Source organism: Bartonella sp. AP65SXKL (assembly GCF_042195725.1).
GTDB lineage: Bacteria > Pseudomonadota > Alphaproteobacteria > Rhizobiales > Rhizobiaceae > Bartonella.
The window spans coordinates 1-20,146 of the sequence record NZ_JBHIOW010000015.1 but is presented as its reverse complement, the minus strand read 5'-3'; the positions used below and the strand labels follow the sequence as shown (position 1 = coordinate 20,146).

Sequence of the window (20,146 nt, the reverse complement as noted above, 5' to 3'; positions counted from 1 at the left end):
AGGAACGTGTAAAAATCAGTTCCGATTTTACCTTTTCCTTTTAATTCAACTTTACAATATTCAAAAACATTCAGAGCCATATTTTAAAAAGTGAAGATGACACATGACTTCATCTTTTTATTTATGCATTTAAAGAAAACACACTTTCAAAAAACAATACGTCATTATGTTTCTCATTCACCAATTTTCTCAGATATCTCTCATTTTTTCCATCCCCATTTCACAACGACAGCGGATATAATATCAAGTTCATCGGATACAGCCCTCATTGTGCCTGAGTAGCATCTTTGTCTTTGCTAATTTCTAATATTGTAAATCCTCTCCTCTTAATATAATTCCCCAAATTATATTGACTCCTTTCTTAAATGATTATCCACCTGCCAATTTTACATATAATAGACAAAGGAATGCTTTTTATGGATTCATCATAAAATCCTTGAAAATATTTCAGCACCCTAAATTAAAAATATCTTTATAAATCAAAACATTATAAATAATATAATAATCACTCTGAAATACGCGTTTTGAAACAATAACGTACAAACTCTTCAGACTTTTCAAAAAAATGAAAGAAGTCCAACCTAAAAGCATATTAAAGATATGCAAAGTCATACTCTCGTAAAAATGCTATAACACAAGATGAATAGATAATGAGAAAAGCCACAAGTACAACTTGTAGCTTTTTGAAAGATTAATCAAAAACAGGAACAACACTAGAAATGATAACGCAATCCACCTGAAAAACTCGTTCCAGAAAAACCAGCTTTCGTTAGTTTGTGCTGATAAACCAAATCGCCGTAAAGCGCAAAATTTTGAGATAATTGGGCATTAAAACCTAATCCAGTTTCTAACGAAGAACCAAAAGCACCTAGCTGAAAAGCGTCTTTAAAATGCACAAATTGTTTTCCTTCAAAACCATGAGCAAGATGAAGCTTGCCATAGAAAGAAACAACCTGAGCCTCATCAGTAGCAACCAGCCTCTTTGTTAAACGCCCTCCAACACGCCCTACCCACTGATGAAGCTTTCCTAAATCAATATCAAAGCCATCCACATCACGCACCTTATTAAATTGAAGATATTGATAAACAACCTGAACTTGCGGATCAAAAACAAAACCGTCTTCCCCCACCATAAACGTTTTACCAGCAGTCAATGAAGCACTTAAAGGGAAACCCTTTAATGTTGCCGTCTTGCCACGTGCAGTTGTTAGAACATCACCTTTAAACAAGCCGTAAGACACAAGACCATCAACGTAAAAACCTGCATCATGCTGCATACCACCATATGCCGTAACTGACCATTTATCAAATGTACTTTTTTGACTCTGCTCAACATTCAAAGGTTGCAAAGAAAATCTCTCGTAAGCCCCGATAACTCCAAAAGAAGTGGAACCATACATATTTTCGATTGCTTTCAGCAAAACACCTGCCTCTAGTGCATTATAATCAAACTCGCCGCCATAACCATATTCAAGCGTGGAAAGATTTGAAGTATAACGATGATTGCCGCCATAACCGCTCACAAAAAAGAGAGGGTTTTCACGACTTTCTAATAAGCCCCCAGAAGTAATTCGCAAAGCTTCTAACCGCTTATTTTGATTGTTAACATTCATCAAACCAATATGACGTAAGGCATTAGGCAAAAGGAGATAAGTCGGAACCTGCGGAACAACAGCCTTAACGCCCGGCTTAGGACGAGGATGAGGCTCCGGAGCTGGTTCTGGAGAAGGCTCTGGTCCCGGAATTGGCTTAGGAGCAGGATCTGGTTTAGGTTGAACATCAGAATCTATAGACCTACTTTCAAGGCGGAAATCCCAAAAATCTCCACTCCCTTCAACTAATCTCTGATCCATACTTGCTTTTCCAAACTCAGATTCTGGACCATAACTATAAAGCTTATACTGATAAGGTAATTCGTTTAAGGCTACATAACCACCTTCCAACTGAAAAGAATCTTGCTTTGCTTGTCCAGAAACCTGAATGATTGAAATACCTTCAGCATTCCCCCCCTTTCCCGTATATCCTCCTGGACTTCCTGCAACACCATGCACACGGAGCATTGTTTTTCCTGAAACATCACCATGAATTAAAACACGATCAGTCTTTTGATTAACAAGAGCACCACCCCTATTCAGATATGTATTAAGAGAAATAGAGGCACCACCCTGTGCTCTATAAACTTCACCCTTTCCCTTTCCCACACGAAGGGTTTGATAATCATCAACAGAAGAAGATTCGTGTCTTTTAAAATTAATAGAGCTCTCATCCATAAGACTAACGAGTGAAATAGAAGAATCATGTGCAGCCTCGTGTTGATCTTTTTGCAGCGGTTGTTGTAAAATCCATGTAGAACGACCTCCCAAATAAAGTTCGGCATTAGAGTCTTTATCAACGTGTGTGCGACCTTCAAGCGTAGAAGCATCAGCCAAAACGATCACAGATGCCCCTTTCTCAGCTTTTAATAAAAAATTCCCTGAACGAAGAGTGCTTTTCATCAAACTCACCGCACCAGAAATAACATTGCTGCCATAAAGAGCCGTATCGTCTTCAACAGAAAACTCTGTTGTATCCAAATTAACAACTTCCAATCGTGGTGGAGCTTTTTCTTCCTCTAATGAAATCTCTTCTTTTTTATCCCCACCTTCACTCCATGGCTTCTCTCCCCGAAAATAGATACCATAAGATCCCTTACCCTTTACTGTAACAGAAGAAGACTTAAAGTTAGCCTCGGTCACATAAAAGTTATTCGATAAATCTTCAGTTTCATCTTTTGAGTCAGAACGTTCTGGTACAACACTAAAAGGCTTGACGGGATTTTCTAATAATATACCATGTGCATCCTCAACCTTAATAGCCCCCCCTGTAAACTCAACACGTCCCCCTTCATCCATTAAAAAAGCTGCATCATTTTTGCCTTTGTGGCCCTTTCCAGTAAGAGTGACACCATCGAGAATCACCGTCCCTCCCAACATCGCAGAAATCCCATGACTGTTGGTAAAGTTAACCTCCCCACCTTCCACCCAGATATCTGCACCGCTATAACTGGAAAGACTTACCTTCCCATCACGCGTATTAACTTTTGTATCCTTTAAAATAACCAATGAATTCCCCACGGCTTCAACAGCCCTATCACTGTCCTCTATAATCCCCTGCTGTATCTCAATTATCCCATTATGAGCGAAAAGAGCTAACTTTGTATTTTTAAGCGTCGATTTTTTCAAAACAATCTTTCCATCATCGAATACAGCCACACCACGCAAAAAAGATTTATCAGGAACTTCACTGCTAACAGTTACATTCTCTCCATCAACTCTGGTCCCTATTCCCTTCACCGTTATAGCAGTGGGATTAGCAGGGTAGTTGGAAACATTTGCACTCGTAATTGTATAAGATTTATTATCAATTTTAGGATCTATCCCGCAATTATCACATACATAATACAACCCACTATAGTAATAAAAACCAGGATTCACTCCTCTTCCATCAGAGTCTGCATCTTTAACAGAGTTATCTACATTTTTCTGATATCCATTCCATCCATCCACTCCACTAAGCTTACGATAATTATTTCCTCCACGAATACCCTCATCGTTATTGCCAACATTAATCATATTAGAAGGGTAATAATTATCCCCACTCTCTCCACTAAGAGGAAGCTTATGCTTATTACTCCCGCTAAGCTGAGGAGAAGAATTAGCAGAGACAACTGGGATAACCTTTATAACATAACGATTACTATCCTTCCCCTCTGTAGCCGCATAAACTTCTCTTCCACTTTGGAACAAAGAGAGGATAGCGGTTGTACAAGCACATAAACATACATGATTTCTAAAAACTTTAATCATAGTTCCCTCGAAACTTTCCTTCCCCTCTCATTAAAAACAAAAGCACTTACAAAACACCCCATTGCACACCTCAAAAATACGAAAAGTGTAACAAAAGAACATGCCTCATGCTCATCTGAACTGTGTAATGAATTATCCCAATAAATTTGGCAAAAGCTCTACGCCAAAACCACCTATAAGAGAACAATTACAGAAACACACTTTATGAGTGTATAATGCATTCTGTATTTCGTGTAAAGAAAAAATAAAACCAGTGCGTGTAATTAATTAAAAACACAATCAAACCTTGTGAGCTTTAAAAATTAATCCACAAGGAGATGAATGAAACAATGACTTAAATCAGTAGAAAACAAACTCTCAAAAACGAGCTTTAGAAAACATCAAATATTATATTAGATAATATCAATACAGTACCAAAAAGGATAACGTAACGTATACCGGTCTGCTGAACGCTTAAAAAGCCGATAAAAGCGAAGCACTCTATCGCATCAGTAGCAGCATAAATTTTAAGAAAATTCGCTTTAGCGGAGAAAAGTGCTCTCATGCATAAAACAAACTATGTCTTTTTTGCTTAATAAAGAAGACGAGATTTTTTAAGAACAACACAAGTTGTTATAAAGAAAAAAGGCAGCACAATGTGCTGCCTTTTCTAATAAGGTACATAGTGTACCTTATATTAAAACTGATAACGTACTCCTCCAGAAAAACTTGTTCCCGAAAAACCAGCCTTATTAAGCTTATGTTGATAGAGAATATCAGCATGCAGAGAGAACTGTGGCAACAATTTGGCATTAAAACCTAATCCAGCCTCTATAGAAGAACCAAAAGCTCCTAACTTGAAAGCATCATTGAAATGCACAGACTGTTTTCCTTCAAAACCATGAGCAAGATAAAGCTTACCATAGAAAGCAACAGCATTCACGCCTTCAGAACCTGTAGGAATCTTGGTTAAGCGTCCACCAACACGCGCTACCCACTGATTAAGGTTACCCATTTCAATATCAAAATTGTCGATATCACGGGCTTTATTAAACTGGAGATGTTGATACACAACCTGAACCTGCGGATCAAAAACAAAGCCCTTATATCCTGTCATAATTGTCTGACCACCAGCTAAAGAAATACTTAAAGGATTACCTTTTAATGTTGCTGTTTTACCCCGTGCAAGGGTGAGAACATCACCTTTGAACAGACCATAGGATAAAAGACCGTCGACATAGAAGCCAACATTATGCTGCATGCTACCATATACCGTAGCAGTCCATTTATCAAATGCACTCTTCTGACTGTACTCAACATTCACAGGCTGCAGAGAAAGTTTTCCATAAGTTCCCATAACGCCAAAGGATATAGCACTGTCAGCATTTTCAATAGTTTGCAGCAAAACACCTGCCTCTACACCATTATAACTAAGATCACCTCCGTAACCATATTCAAGTGCGGACAGATCTGAAGCATAACGGTAATTTCCACCATAGCCGCGCAAGTATAAAGCGGGATTTTCACGAACCTCTACCATTCCTGTAGAAGTCATCCGCAACGTCTCCAATTGCTTATTTTGATTGCTAATATCCATTAAACCAGCGTGGAATACACTATTAGGCAAGCTGAGATAAGTTGGAACCTGTGGAACAACAGACCTTACAAATTGTTCAGGAAGGGCAGCAGATCCAACAGACTTAACATACTGATTTTCTAAACGGAAATTCCAAAATTCTCCACCATCCTTAACAAATTTCTGCTGAACATGCTCCTGTTTCGAAGTCGCTTCTGGAGCATAAGCACGAAGGGTGTATTTGTAAGGTGAGTTTCTCAGTGCAACATAATTGCCATCGAGTTGGAAAGAGTCTTTCTTCGCTTGACCATAGACCTGAATAATTGAAACAGTATGAGCAATCTTGGCATTCGCTTTACCATCTCCTACATTGCCCGCATCACCTCGTACATGTATTTTTGTTTTTCCAGAAACATCACCATGAATGACAAGCCGATCAGTGACTTGCTGATCACTCGGATCACGAGGATTTAAACGTGCATTGAGATGAATTACAGCATTACCCTGTGCCGCATAAACAGTTCCTTTCCCATTTCCAATATGGAGAGTCTGATATTTTCCTTCAGATTCCGAAGGTGCAAAATCAATAGCACTATTTACAAGACTTACAGAAGAAATGCATGAATCCGCACATCCTGAATCTAGAGTCCCCAAATTCCTCTGTGCACTTCTTTTTAGAATCCACTGTGAATTATTAACCAAGTCTAATTTTGCATAAGAATTTTTATCAACGCGAACACCGCCTGTAACAATAGAATTATCAACTGAAACCAATATGTTCGAATCATTCTCAGCTTTTAATAACAAGTCACCAGCAAGAGTTGTTTTATTTTCTAATGAAACACGACCACCAGAATTATTACCATAGATAGCTATACCATTTGCAACTTCAAAATCAGTTTTTTTCAACGAAACTGTCCCTGTTATGCCTATAGGCGTTTTTTCCTGTTTGGACACAGTACTCCGCTTAACAACATTTGTTTTCTCAGTTGTTAAATCCTGACTTCGATTTTGTTGACTCGCTTCCTTCTGTGTTCCCCCATCAAAATATATACCGTAGACTCCGTCACCTTCCACTTTAACAGTAGAAGACTCGATATTTACGTGATTCATAGTAGGACGAACGTCAGAGGATCTCCTTCTCCTAGAAGAACCCGTCTCAACCACATTATCACCAGACTTTATAATCCACAAAGCATGAGCATCAGTAACAACATTTCCGTTCTTAAAATCAACAGAAGCATTATCACTCACCAGAAAAGCTGCACGTCCAAATTTCTCTGTAGAATTCGACTTTCCTGCTTCCTTTTTCGCAGTAATATTAACTTTGTTTAATCTTACACGTCCCCTAGCTTCTGATCTCACAGCCACTCCATTTGTCAGCATAATCGTTCCAGAGTCCATAGTTACCTCACCAGCCTGACTCGCCAGACCAGCCACAGCTAAATCCCCCGTTACGTTAATTTTTGTATCCTTTAAATTAACAGATGATCCAGAACTCGCCAAAGCGCCCACATAAAGCGCATTGACTGTTCCAGCATGCATTGTAACCTTCCCGCCACTTTGCGCTTCAAGCCCAATCACAGAAGAGGTAATTGTTGATTTATTATCCAAAACAACTTCTGCCCCCTCTTCTGCAAGCACAGCACTCACGGCATATATTTCATTAAAATCAACATTATTTTTGCTATCAGAAAAATCCGCACCACTAATTGTGGCTCCCTCTAACTTAATAACCGTATCCTGATTTTTTGCATGCATAGGATGCTGAGTTTTATCACTTACCTTCAGTGTCTTCCCTGTTATTGTCCGCGATTTACCATCTCTACACAAATAAGTAGTCTGTGATCCCTTCTCACCATTATTCATATCATCACATGTAGAAGAAACCGTTTCCTTAGAAGAAACATCTCCATTACCAGTACGACTAAGCATAAGAACACGCCCAACAGCTCTAGAAGATACAGCAGATGTCTCAGAAACCACAGGAGAAGAAGCATTCGCAGAAGCCCCATTAGAAGATATAACAGCTATCTCAGAAACCACAGAAGTAGAAGGCTGCATAGCAGAAGCTCCATTAGATATAGCAGGTATCTCAGGAGCAGAAGGCTTCATAGCAGAAACTCCATTAGAAGATATAGCAGATATCTCAGAAGTAGAAGGCTGCACAGCAGAAGCTCCATTAGATATAGCAGATATCTCAGAAGTAGAAGGCTTCATAGCAGAAACTCCATTAGAAGATATAACAGCTACCTCAGAAACAACAGGAACAGAAGCATTCATAGCAGCCTTCATAGCAGCAGCTGATTTTATAGGTGATGGCCTCTTAGATACAATATGATCCCCAGGTGTTACAAAAATTTCATCGGCAGATATTACAGGTCCTCTACCTGTATCAGATCTCCCACTTAAATTAACTCTTGGAGGTACTAAAGGTGCCAAATTTCTGGATAAAGAAGGAGTAACAGATGATGGAGATGGAGTAACAGGTAAAAAGGTATGCACTACAACCTCAGATGTTTCAGATTCCGTAAAATCTTCGTCATCATCATCTTCATAAAATTCGTCAGATGTTTCAGATCTCAAAAGTGAATTGCCTTGAACAGAGACTACAGATGCAGATTCCCCAGATACAGGAGGAGTTATGGATTCACTATTTACTTCACCAGCACCAGTGTCAGCATTAGTATTTATTGCAGTTTCAGTAGAAGCATCAGTAGAATCAACTGCAACAAGTGGCTTAGCCTTAAAAATAGGTTGAAAATTAGCAGTAGCAGTATAAGCAGAAACGAGAGGTATAAAATATTCATTTTCTAAACGAAAATCCCAAACACTTCTACTATTTTTAAGTAATGTCTTATCAAAATACTGCATTTTCGGAGGAGTAGTTGGACCATAAGCACGAAGAACATACTTATAAGGTAACCCTTCTCGTGTAATATAATCACCTTTCAGCTTAAAAGAATCCCTCTCTGCATTTCCAAAAACCTGAATAATTGAAATGCTATGAGGTGTATCCTGACTTTGTGATATACCATCAGAAGTATCATTCACAACTACCATTGTTTTTCCAGAAACATCACCATGAATCAACAATCTGTCAGATATTTGAGAATTTTCTGTATTGCTAGGCATCAAATTTGCATTGAAGTAAATTGTAGCACCAGAAGCGGCAGAAGCAGCACTATAAACTGTTCCATCCCCATCTCCTATGCGAAGGGTTCGATACTCAATATCTTTATTAGATGTATTTTCATTTTTCAAAGAAGTAAAAAATCTAACATTACTATCTACAAGATTCATAGACGAAAGACATGAATCTACACAACCCGTATTTGAATTTTCCAAACTATTATGCAGATTCTTTGTTAAATACCACTCTGATCCCCCAGATAGAAAAAGCCTAGCTTGAGATTTTTTATCAACGTGAGCTCCCCCCATGACGACAGAGTCTTCAACAAAAACCGACAAATGCGACCCCTCTTCAGCTTTCAACACTAAATCACCCGAAAGAGTTGAGTCATCTTTTACAACGACGTACCCATCCAAACTGTTACCATAAATGACCACACCATTAGGAACTCTGAAAACCGTATTTTTCAAAAGAACTGCATACAAACTATCTCCATCATCTTTTATTCCACCCTCTCCTAGATTTTGACCTACATTTTGATCACTTTCTTGTCTCACACTCGTTTGATCATTTTTTCTCCTCACATTCGAAGGTATATCACCAAAAAATACACCATAAGACTTACCTTCCACTTTAACGGTTGAATTTTGAATATCAGAAACTATTAAGTTGACAACCCTAGAGTTTGCATCTGGTTTAGACGCCACCACTGCAGAATCTCCAGCGCCAGCTCCAGATGGTGCACTAGTACTTCTAGAATCTGCACCGCTTCCTAAAAAATTCTCTATAGGGAATAAAGCCTCAAAATACGTGGAACTAATATTATTAAGGACAGCGCCATCTCTAGTTTCAATAGAGATGACCTCACCAATGAAAGAATCACTATCAGCCTCAGAATCCTGTTGCGTATCATCGCCATCCTCACTCTCCGCTTCTACTCCATTAGAAGCTCCAGAGACTCTATTAGAAGCTACAGAGATATTATTCTTAAAGCTATCACTTACCAAAAATGCAATAGTATTAGGAGCTCTAAGTTTTCCATTTTTAAAGGAAATAGTACCTCCAAGTGACAATAAACCTATATTCGTCTCCGAAGTACCAACTTCTGTAGTTTTTGGTTCCTCAGCAACATTGATAACCGTCCCGTCTAGTAGAACAGTCCCCTCTTTTGTAGAGATAACTCCTATTCCACCCTCTTTCACGGTAATTGCTCCAGACCTCATCTCGATAACGGATGGACCCAAACTAACTAAACCGATTCTTTTAACATTAATATCTACATTCTCTAAAACAATCCACCCATTATCACTAGCAAGAGCACCTATATACGCATCTCTGATTCCTCCCCCCACCATTGTGATCTTTCCAGTCTCTTCAGCCCGAAGCCCAATAAAAAAACCCTGAATATTTGAGTTTTTCAATTTAACCTCCGCACCCATATTTGAAGCAGAATCTCCGACATATACACCAACATAAAGCGGATCATGAATATATAAACTACCTATGTTCTCTATACCTACTTTATAATCCTGTATACCTACTGCAGATAAACTTTCAGAAAGTTCTTTCCCAATATTCATACTTTCAATGGATACTTCGTCCAAATTAACAACTACTTTCCCATCATCAAGGGGAGATTCCACATTTACAGCGCTCTCACCTTGATCCGCTATAATAGTCCCCCCTATTAGAGCATATACTCCCGACTGATCACAGGAAATAGATCCATATATTCGCTGATCACCATTAAGTAAATCAGCCAATCCTTTACCTGCCTCCACAGAATCTATAAATTCTAGAGCCCCAACACCATCACCAACCGGTGTAGATACACTCACACCAGGCACAAAAAGACCTGCTCTATCAGGTGTTAAAGAATTCAATACAAAACTTGATATACCTGGCATACCAATAAGACCATCTGCACTCGCTTTTTGTACTCTTAGCGCCTCTTCCCCCACTGGAAAATATGTTTCAGCTAAACTATCTTTTTTCGGAATATTAAATAATGTCCAAGTATCTACATTTCTTGGAACATCTAGTAATCTAACTAACTCTCCACCTACTCCACTTGGCACACCTGCATGCCCCTCACGTGCTTTCTTCCCACTTGCTATTGCTGTTTTTGCTTCTTTTGCCTCCACATTTTCTGCTCTTGTTGCTCTTGCCATCCTAGTAGATACACCGCCTGTACCTGGAACACCTGGCATACTATTCAAAGCACCATTTGATATAGTACCTGGACCAACACCTGGAATAGCAGGCAGATTCGTTGTATCTGCCCCACTCGCAACACCTGATATAGCCTTTGGTCTTTGTTGACTTACAGTGTTTAATCCTCCTCCTGCTATATTACCTGATAATAAAGTATCTTGTACAAGAGCTAATGAGCCACTGGAGCCAGCTGGTACACCTGCTTGCGGCACATTTACTACTGTTTCCATCCTAGTAGATAAGACGCCTGAACTAGGAGTAGATAGGACACCTGAACCTGGGACCCCTGGCACAGCACCTGTACCACTCGCAACGCCAGGTACTGCACCTGCACCACTCGCAACACGAACACTACTATCTGCAACATTCCGTATCATGCCAGGAACAAAAATATTATTCTTTCTAGAATGACAAGCACTAATAGGTCGAATATGATTTAAAACAGGCACAATCTGAGCCTGAGGCTGAGGCTGAGGCTGAGGCTGAGGCTGAGCAGAACCACTACCAACAGGATTACCGACTCTAGGTTCTGCTCTTCCAGAAACCTCCACTCCTCCGGGTGGTGTTATAGCCCCTGTGCTCGACCCTCCAATGAAAGAGGTAAATGATGATAATGAAGGAAGGAATGATGAGAACCAACCATTCCCCATAGAAACATCTACACCTTGTAAAAAGAAGAAAGCACTTGTTGTCAGTGCGTACAAACGTGTACGCTTTTTAAATACATTGATCATATGTCAAACTTTCTAAATAATGTTGCAAAAACACTAGAATTAAGTGAAAATGAGGTAAGTGAACGATTTGTAACATATGTAAGTCAACTTTACAACATAGTGTTATTTATTTACGCTTCATTTTGTGCATAAAAATACCAAAGTTAAGTTTTTAAGTGCACAAACCCTTGTAATATTAGATAAAAGGATAAAATCACGATGATAAAATATATGAAATGGATGACTTCTGTTTTACTGGTTGCAATTAGTTTTGCAACGATTTTGTGGACGCATACGAGTATTGCAAATACGAGTACCCAGACAAATATAACAATTGATCATGTTTCAGGCACGACTTCTGTTCCCACTTCTCCGCAAAAGGTTGTTGTGTTTGATCTTGCCTCGCTAGATAATATGAATCGCCTTGGTATCCAAGCAGTTATCGGCCTTCCTGAAGGAAAAAAACCTTCCTATCTGCAACAATTTGACGATGCAAAATATGAAAGAATTGGAACCGTTTTTGAGCCAGATTATGAAAAAATTGCCACTCTTCAACCCGATTTGATTATTATTTCCTCCAGAACTCAAGCAAAATATAAAGACTTATCCAAAATAGCCCCAACAATTGATCTAACCGTAGAAAACGAAAATTCTCTTGAAGATATAAAACGAAATGTGTCTATCCTTGGAAAAATTTTTGGTAAAACACAAGAAGCAGAAAAGGAAATTGCAAAAATCAATGAAGCTTTTGCTGAAGTCCGTAAAAATACCCAAGGAAAAGGCACCGGGCTCATACTCATGACCTCTGGTGGAAAAATCAGTGCTTTCGGACCAAAATCACGTTTCGATATTTTTCACTCCGCTTTTGGAATTGCCCCTGCAACCGATAAACTTACCGTGCAAAAACATGGACAACTCATTTCTCCTGAATTTATTCTTGAAACCAATCCTGATTGGTTGTTGGTGATTGATCGCGATGCAGCCATTGGACGGGAAGGACAATCCGCAGCACAATTGCTCAACAATGAGCTTGTTCACCGCACAACAGCAAGCAAAAAAAATCAAATTATTTATTTGGACTCTTGGAGCTGGTATCGTGCAAATGGTGGTTTAACGGCGCTCATTGAAACCGCACAGCAGATCAATGAAGCCTTTACAAAGAGCAAATAAGCGCACGAAAGAGCTTGCTTGCTATATAAATAAAATTTAAAAGCAGAGGTTGTTTATTAAGCAGTCTTTGCTTTTTGTAGATTTTGTTAGAAAATGATTTAACGTGAAGAATTACTGGATAACCATAACACTTCTAATTTTCCTGTCTATCCTCAGCATTTTTGTTGGTTATTCTGATGTCACACCTTCTAACCTTTTCGCAGCCGATCCCCATGCGTGGCTTATTTTTTGGCAAACACGTCTTCCTCGTACCATTGCAATCCTTTTAGTAGGCGCAGCACTTGCACTTTCAGGCATGATTATGCAACTATTAACACGCAATCGCTTTGTCGAACCATCAACCACTGGAACCATTGAATCTGCTTCCCTTGGCATTCTTTTTATTATGATTTTTTGGCCCGATATTCCTGTTTTAGGAAAAATGGTCGTTGCGACAATTTTTGCCATGGTAGGCACTTTACTTTTTATGTTTTTATTGCGACGCATTCCTCTAAAATCTGCTCTCATTGTACCCCTTACAGGGATTATGCTAAGCTATATTATTGGCTCTTTAACCAATGCCATTGCAGATTATGAAATGTTACTTCCTTCTCTTCAAGCTTACTTATTTGGCAGTTTTTCGATGGTTCTTGAAGGAAAATATGAGCTCTTATGGCTATCCCTTCCCCTTTGTATTCTGGCCTATTGTACTGCTGATCGCTTTACGGTTGCAAGTTTGGGAGAAGATTTAACCAATAACCTTGGATTGAATTATCGTGTTGTCATGTTTTTTGGTCTTTTTATTGTCGCCTCAATCACTGCTGTTGTTGTCTGTACCATTGGCCGTATTCCTTTTGTTGGGTTGATTATTCCAAATATTGTTTCAAGTTTCATGGGAGATAATATGCGCTATACCGCTCCTTGGGTGGCCATCAGCGGTGCAGGATTGGTCTTAATTTGTGATCTTTTAGGACGAATCATTCATCCCTCTCTTGAAATTCCCATCAGCACCATAATGGGTGTAATCGGTAGTTTTATTTTTATGATACTGCTTTTACGCTGGAGAAAGCGTCTTGGATAGAAGAAGAAAAACAATATGTGTACTAACAACACTTATCATCATAGCATGCACTGTCATTAGTCTTTACATGACGTGGAACATCAATGTTTATACATGGAAATTTCGTCTTACAAAACTTTCCTCTTTGCTTCTTATTGCCTATGCAATAAGCGTTTCCACGGTTTTATTTCAAACAATCGTTAATAACCGTCTTCTTACTCCTTCAATTATGGGATTTGATCAGCTTTATATTTTAATAAAGACTGCCCTAATGTATTTTGTAGGCTCTCTTTCTTTGCCCTTTTTGAATGAAGAAGGACAGCTCGTTCTTGAAGCCCTCATTCTTATTCTTTTTTCAATAAGCCTTTTTCGCTGGCTCTTTTCAGGAAGCCTAAAAGGACTTCATTTGACGCTTTTAATCGGTGTTGTTTTAGGCGGATTTTTTTTCAGTTTACGGATGTTTATGCAATTGCAACTAAATCCAGACCAAATGATGAATTTAACCGATATTATGTTTGCAAATTTTAATAAATTCAATACACCGTTAATAGGCTTTGCCACAATCATTGTCTTCATTGTGAGTCTGATTGGATGGCATTCCCGTCATCTTCTTGATATCTTGGCTTTAGGACGTGAAAATACCCTCAATCTTGGCGTTAATTACCACAAAAGTGCAACAGCTGTCCTTATTTTTATTTCCATTCTCGTATCCATTTCCACCGCATTAGTAGGCCCCGTCACCTTTTTTGGACTGTTAGTTGCCAACCTTTCCTATGAACTTTCTCCTCAAGCAAAACACAGTGTTGTTGTGCCGATTGCAATATTGTTAGCGATTATTTGTTTGGTGGGGGGACAATTTATTTTAGAACAAATTTTTCATATGGCAGGGCGTTTAAGTTTTATCATTGAGTTTTGTGGGGGTATTGTTTTCTTAATGTTACTGATGAAGGGAAAACTAAAATGATTGAGATCAATCATCTTTCCAAGGCTTACGGAGCACGATTGATTATCGATAATTTATGCCTTCATCTTCCAAAAGGGGGGATTATTTCTCTTATTGGGCCCAATGGTTCGGGAAAGTCAACTCTTTTAATGCTGATAAGACGTCTTTTGCCACACCATAATGGTACAATTCATATCGACGGCTTTGATATTGATAAAATGCCCCACGATATTTTGGCTCAAAAACTCTCAATTCTGCGTCAAGAAAATCCTTTGTCTTTTCGCTTAACCGTGTACGATTTAGTAAGTTTCGGACGCTATCCTTATTCAAAAGGCTGGTATACACATGAAGATAAACAATTTATCGACAGTGCGCTACGCTATCTCGGCTTACAAGATTTAAAAGACCGTTTTTTAGATGAGCTTTCTGGCGGTCAGCGTCAACGCGCTTTTATAGCCATGGTTATCTGCCAAGACACTGATTATCTTCTTTTAGATGAACCATTAAACAATCTGGATATGAAACATGCGGTTTCTATGATGAAGCAATTACGCCGCACAGCTGATGAACTGAAAAAAACCATTCTTATTGTTATGCACGATATTAATTTTGCCTCATCTTACTCAGATATGATTGTTGCATTGAAAAATGGGAAAGCGGCCTATTGTGGGACTCCAAAAGAAATTATGCAACCAAAAATTCTTAAAGACATTTATGATGTCGATATTCAAATCAAAACAATTAATGACATCCCTATCGCTCTTTATTATCGATAATCATAAAGATTTTTTGCGCTTGCATGCACTATAGAATCTACTAGGGATAGTAAAATTGGCTTATTGGGGAATAGTTTAATGGTAGAACAGCGGACTTTGACTTCGTCAATCTTGGTTCGAATCCAAGTTCCCCAGCCAGTATTTAATGATTGTAGCTTGTCATCGGGTTTTGTATAATTTGAAAGCAGGTTTTGCATCAATTTATTTTTTTCAAAGGATCTTCAAAAACTTTCAAGGGTTATTTAAAATCCCTTTAATGCATATTTTCTCTTCCTCTAAAAATTGCAATTTGAGATGATAAGCTCTTGAGCAGGTGCGGATTCTTTGAACCACATGTATAAGATGTGGCAACCCCTTTTATCTTAAATTGGCTAAATATTTTTCGGATCTGAGACACATCATTGAGAGAGAAGAATTTTTCTCTTGCGCAAGCAAAGCAAACATTGTCTGGTAATCCTCGCGCAAATAAATCCTTTCCATAGTAATACACGTATATCTGGCTCTGTTTATGGGAAAGCCTTATCTAATAGCTATAAACCTATCTAAAGAGAGAATTCAAAAAAGAAAGCCGAGCCAAATGATATGACGCGGCTTTCAGATATTGATTATAAGATTCAAATGAATCATCCACAATGGAGTAATAAATTCATATATACAAAACGTATCATATTGCAAGTGCTCTATTTAGAAATATGAAAACTTATCAAAAGAAACGTAAATGATAGCTATGATTTTGATATCATTCATTAGCATTATAGAATCTATAAACGCTTGGTAACTTTATCAATCCAATCAAAAGAAAATGCATCTTAAATGAATGTTTTCTCAATAAGGCTTTCATAAGTATCTTTTCATTTTGCACTCAAATGTAACTTCTTTGCAAATTAACCAGCTCAAATTTGAGTTGGCAAAATTAACCAATCCAATTTTGGAGGCGTTATCTTTAGAATAGCCATCTTTAAACATTATAGCTTTTGACTCAAAATTGAATAAAATCCCATACCTTAGATGTTACAATGGTTTTGAATTTTGCTGCCTCATCTTTTTTTCAATAGGTGCCCCCCAAATTTTGAGAGAGCTCATTTGGTTTCGTATTTTTAAACTGTAACTTTTAAAACGTTTTTTTCTCGCTTGCTTGCGTTATAGCATTAAAAGGCTTTCAATTTCATAAGACATAACATTGTGATTTTCATTCTATATTGTGATGATAGTATCTATATAATGCCTGCCTATCATTTACTAACTTTTTAGTAAGCGTTTTTAAAAACGTATCATAAAATTTATGATACGTTATGAATGATAACCGCTTTTCATTTCATTTGAATGCACCCATGCGTTATAGTATTTGCATCATGATTTGCTTTTTATAGTCTATACATCCATGGCAATTTTATATAAAAAATGATCAATTCAAACATGCATAAAAGTATGGATTCTTAAGTGGATTCATACAAAATAACTACACTTAATATATTGATTTTATTAGTTTTTATGTACAAAACCTTTTTAACTTCATAAAGATATCAATTTCCTTGTAAAAAATATTCCTCCCATTCCAATAAAAGGCTCAATATAAGTGCGATGAGGGATAGCTTCTATGATTTTACAAGTACTGATCACTGGCCATGCAATAACGCCGACTGATGTCCAAGCCAATTAGACCGCCTGTGGAAACAGGCAGGTTGTGGGGCTGAATATAGTGGAACAGCACCGAACGGATAAGCCACACGTCGTAAGTAAGCCTCTTAGCATACATAGCTTATAGGTTTTGGAAACAGACAATTATTATAATTCAGGTATTATAATTCAGACGATTAAAGATCGGATCTCAGGCTTTTTAATCCAGTGGACAAACACGAATAATGTGTCCGTCCGGATCTTTGATTAGAAAGGTACGTCCAAATACATCAGTATACGGTTCCTTCAAAACATTTATCTCAACAGTGGTTTGCTCTTTCCATTCCGCATAGAGCTTATCTACGTCCTCTCCAGTAGGCAACATAATGCCGATTTCTGAAAAACGAGGTGCATTTTCCTCAGGCGTATCGCCCCCAGACCAGAGAGCAAAGAGAGCGTCCCCCGAAGAAGCAAATGCAACATAGCGTGGCGAGGTAAACACAGGTTCTTTCTTGAAGATGAATTTGTAAAAAGCCGTAGAGTACTCTATGTTTGAAACGTATACCAACTGTAGGTTTGGGGTAACAGGATAAGTAGGAATATTACTCATAAATTCTCCATGATTTAGTAGCTGTTGCCTGACAGGCATATACCTATTAGAGAATATTTCAACAAGAGTTTGTGATGCCTCCATTCGCGGTGTGCTCTATTTACATGTTTTTATTCGCTTATTGCTATATGCTAAAATATTGAGACCGCCACTACGGGGATTATAATGATATCCCTATCGCTCTTTATTATCGATAATCTAAAGATTTTTTGCACTTGCCTACACTATAGAATCTGCTAGAAATGGTAAAATTGGCTTATTGGGGAATAGTTTAATGGTAGAACAGCGGACTCTGACTCCGTCAATCTTGGTTCGAATCCAAGTTCCCCAGCCAGTGTAGCTGTAGCTTGTGTAGCTGTAGCTTGCCTGTATGTAGCTTGCCTGTAGCTTGCCAGCAGGTTTTGTATATTTTGCCACTAGGTTTTGTACCAATTTATTTTTTTCAAAGAGTTTTTAAGGGGTTCTCAAAGGGTTTTCAAAGGCCTTTCAAAGATCATTTAAAGCCTCTTTTTCTTTTCTGCTCAAAATCGCAATTTGAGATGATCAATCATTGAGTTGGAATCGTATTATTTGAGAAGCAGCGTATATAAGATGGTATGACTTCTTTTAGCATAAATTGACTGATGATTTTTCTGTATCCTAAGCACATTATTCAGGACATTATTAAAAAGAGAAGCGTTTAAGGAATTCGGTCAACTTGACCAAATTGCTCTTCAGTATGCAATTGTGCAATGTTTGCACCATTGCTCCTTTTAGGAATTGAGTAGACATTAGCTTATTGCTGTACTCATGCAATTGGATCAACTTGATCCTATTTCTCGTTTTAGCAATTGGTGCAAGTTGCACCTATTCCTCATCACGACCGATCAAAGGGTCAAGTTGTCCCTTTGATTTTCTGTCTCTCAGAGGTTTCCTTTTCTCCTGCCTCTTTTCCCTTGTTTGGTGCCTCGAGTGTGATTTCTGTTGTGTATCCGCTTTGTTTTTCATAGCGGTGGGTGACGGTTGCGGCTTTCCATGGACCATTGATTTGCCCACGAAACCCTTGAAGGATGAGAGGTTGATCCGCCATGATTTCAGGGCGTCCCTCAAGGGTCAAAGAACCACTGCCTACAGCACGACACAACCTGTCCGACTCGGAAGCAGCAGCAGCTCGTGCTTCCTCCTCACAAGTGTAACAAGTCCGTAAACGCCGCACAGGACCGCTAAACCCTGTCTGATGTTTGACTTGGCATTGCTGCCCTTTTGAGCGATCAAAATAAGAAGCTTCAATGGTGCCATATTGCGTACGTGGCTCTAACGTAAATTCCCAGTTGGAACAGTCGTGCTTATGGATTGCTAATGCTGGTAAATTGTCACCGCTTAAAAATAAAAACTTATTGTCCTTGATCAAAAAACGTGCCCGCATGCGATCGGCAAGGCGGGTTAAAAAATCAACAGCCGATTGATCTGTACGAATCACATAAGGCAAAGTTTGTTGAGTGAACTGAGGACTGACCTTTGCTTGATAGCCATGGCGTTTGGCAAGTGTCTCCACAATCTCACCAACAGTTTTGTGATCAAAATGCTCACTCACCTGTTCTTTGAGCTCTTTACGCATCGAGGCACTTTTGCCACAAAGGCGCAAAATCTCTCCATCACTGCCACCACAACTTACAACCGATTCGACAACAAAACACCCCATAAATGCACTGATGCTGTTCTCATAACCAAAGATCACCTGTAGCGCACTATTGCTTGAGGGAACCTCTAAATCATTACCACTATCATCAAACTCTGCTTCAAATGTATCGGCTTCATTCCCGGCATGGTCCGTAATCGTTGCGGTTAAAAGACGCTGGTAAAAAACCTCATGAACAGGTTTGTCTCCCACCTTGACCACAATAAAAGGGTGTGTACGCATTAATCCCATAACCGCTTCACCATGCTTTGGGGATTAGACAACACAAATTCAGGCAAAATGACCTTTAAGCCCCGCGGTAAAAACACACCATATTTGGCAATCTCTGGATTAGCTTCCAGTGTGGCTTCTAAATAGCCTTTGAGTAAACCAGCTTGCCTCCGGTCTCTGAACACTGCCATGACATGGTGAAAGCAAAGGAGATCGAGGCTCATATCCTCTAGCTCTACAATAACATGCTTTTCTGGTATCTTCATAGAGTTTGTCCCACTTGGATTTGTCCCTCTTGGTATTGTCCTTGTGGTTTTCCGCCATTAAAAAAGGGCAAGAGCGTAATGGAATAGCGGATGCGTTGGGATTGACCAGAAAGACTGATATAGTCGTGGTCTTTATTGATCGTGGTGATTACTACGGGTCCATGAAGAAGGACACTATAGGTGGTATCATTGATCCAACGAAGCATCTGGACCGGCTTTGCTCTTCGGATAGTTGTAGTGATGGCATCAATGGCTACCCGATCACCAAATTCTTCTGGAAACCAAACTCCATGAATGGTCTTTGCATCATTGCCATAGCCGGTAAATTGCAAACTGGGTGCCTTGCCAAAACGCTCCATACAAACCCATGAGGCAGA

General features: G+C 38.8%; 10 protein-coding genes, 2 tRNA genes and 2 pseudogenes. 6 read left to right on the top strand and 8 right to left on the bottom strand.

Features of this window, described 5'->3' with window-relative positions; genetic code table 11:
- Nucleotides 1–713 precede the first annotated feature (713 nt).
- Nucleotides 714–3,845, bottom strand: a complete 3,132-nt coding sequence (locus ACFIMP_RS08090; RefSeq protein ID WP_375686231.1) for an autotransporter outer membrane beta-barrel domain-containing protein — start codon at nt 3,843–3,845, stop codon at nt 714–716.
- A gap of 676 nt (nt 3,846–4,521) precedes the next feature.
- Nucleotides 4,522–11,481 carry an autotransporter outer membrane beta-barrel domain-containing protein gene (locus ACFIMP_RS08085; RefSeq protein WP_375686230.1) on the bottom strand — a complete coding sequence of 2,320 codons (6,960 nt, stop codon included), beginning with the start codon at nt 11,479–11,481 and terminating at the stop codon, nt 4,522–4,524.
- Between the two features lie 198 nt (nt 11,482–11,679).
- Here ACFIMP_RS08085 and ACFIMP_RS08080 point away from each other — a divergent pair, with 198 nt between their 5' ends.
- From ACFIMP_RS08080 to ACFIMP_RS08060, 5 genes are all read left to right on the top strand, one after another.
- Nucleotides 11,680–12,630 carry a siderophore ABC transporter substrate-binding protein gene (locus ACFIMP_RS08080; RefSeq protein WP_375686229.1) on the top strand — a complete coding sequence of 317 codons (951 nt, stop codon included), beginning with the start codon at nt 11,680–11,682 and terminating at the stop codon, nt 12,628–12,630.
- A gap of 103 nt (nt 12,631–12,733) precedes the next feature.
- Nucleotides 12,734–13,690, top strand: coding sequence for an ABC transporter permease (locus ACFIMP_RS08075; protein ID WP_375613670.1), 957 nt, complete (start codon nt 12,734–12,736; stop codon nt 13,688–13,690).
- The gene (locus ACFIMP_RS08070) at nt 13,683–14,633 is read left to right on the top strand and encodes an iron chelate uptake ABC transporter family permease subunit (RefSeq protein ID WP_524535891.1); all 951 of its coding nucleotides are present in this window, start codon (nt 13,683–13,685) and stop codon (nt 14,631–14,633) included. The genes ACFIMP_RS08075 and ACFIMP_RS08070 overlap by 8 nt, the downstream gene beginning before the upstream one ends.
- Complete coding sequence (locus tag ACFIMP_RS08065) at nt 14,630–15,388, top strand: iron ABC transporter ATP-binding protein (RefSeq protein ID WP_273791485.1); 759 nt, start codon at nt 14,630–14,632, stop codon at nt 15,386–15,388. Before ACFIMP_RS08070 ends, ACFIMP_RS08065 begins: the two co-directional genes overlap by 4 nt.
- 64 nt (nt 15,389–15,452) lie before the next feature.
- A tRNA-Gln gene (locus ACFIMP_RS08060) sits at nt 15,453–15,526 on the top strand.
- A 137-nt stretch (nt 15,527–15,663) separates the two neighbouring features.
- On the opposite strand, the pseudogene ACFIMP_RS08055 reads toward ACFIMP_RS08060, so the two are convergent.
- From ACFIMP_RS08055 to ACFIMP_RS08045, 3 genes and pseudogenes are all read right to left on the bottom strand, one after another.
- Nucleotides 15,664–15,869, bottom strand: a pseudogene (locus tag ACFIMP_RS08055) (DNA adenine methylase); the annotation flags it as partial.
- A 1,034-nt stretch (nt 15,870–16,903) separates the two neighbouring features.
- Nucleotides 16,904–16,993 (bottom strand): annotated as a pseudogene (locus ACFIMP_RS08050) (DNA adenine methylase); the annotation flags it as partial.
- A 232-nt stretch (nt 16,994–17,225) separates the two neighbouring features.
- On the bottom strand, nt 17,226–17,615 hold the full coding sequence (locus ACFIMP_RS08045) for a VOC family protein (RefSeq protein ID WP_375612407.1): 390 nt from the start codon (nt 17,613–17,615) through the stop codon (nt 17,226–17,228).
- 260 nt (nt 17,616–17,875) lie between these two features.
- Between ACFIMP_RS08045 and ACFIMP_RS08040 the strand changes: the two genes are divergently transcribed.
- Nucleotides 17,876–17,949 (top strand) — tRNA-Gln (locus tag ACFIMP_RS08040).
- Between the two features lie 540 nt (nt 17,950–18,489).
- Here the strand turns inward: ACFIMP_RS08040 and ACFIMP_RS08035 are convergent.
- The 3 genes from ACFIMP_RS08035 to ACFIMP_RS08025 form a co-directional block, all read right to left on the bottom strand.
- Complete coding sequence (locus tag ACFIMP_RS08035) at nt 18,490–19,515, bottom strand: phage late control D family protein (RefSeq protein ID WP_375686235.1); 1,026 nt, start codon at nt 19,513–19,515, stop codon at nt 18,490–18,492.
- Complete coding sequence (locus tag ACFIMP_RS08030; RefSeq protein WP_375668632.1) at nt 19,515–19,769, bottom strand: tail protein X; 255 nt, start codon at nt 19,767–19,769, stop codon at nt 19,515–19,517. The genes ACFIMP_RS08035 and ACFIMP_RS08030 overlap by 1 nt, the downstream gene beginning before the upstream one ends.
- On the bottom strand, nt 19,766–20,146 hold a 381-nt coding region (locus ACFIMP_RS08025), incomplete at its 5' end, for a phage tail protein (protein ID WP_375686227.1). The genes ACFIMP_RS08030 and ACFIMP_RS08025, both read right to left, overlap by 4 nt.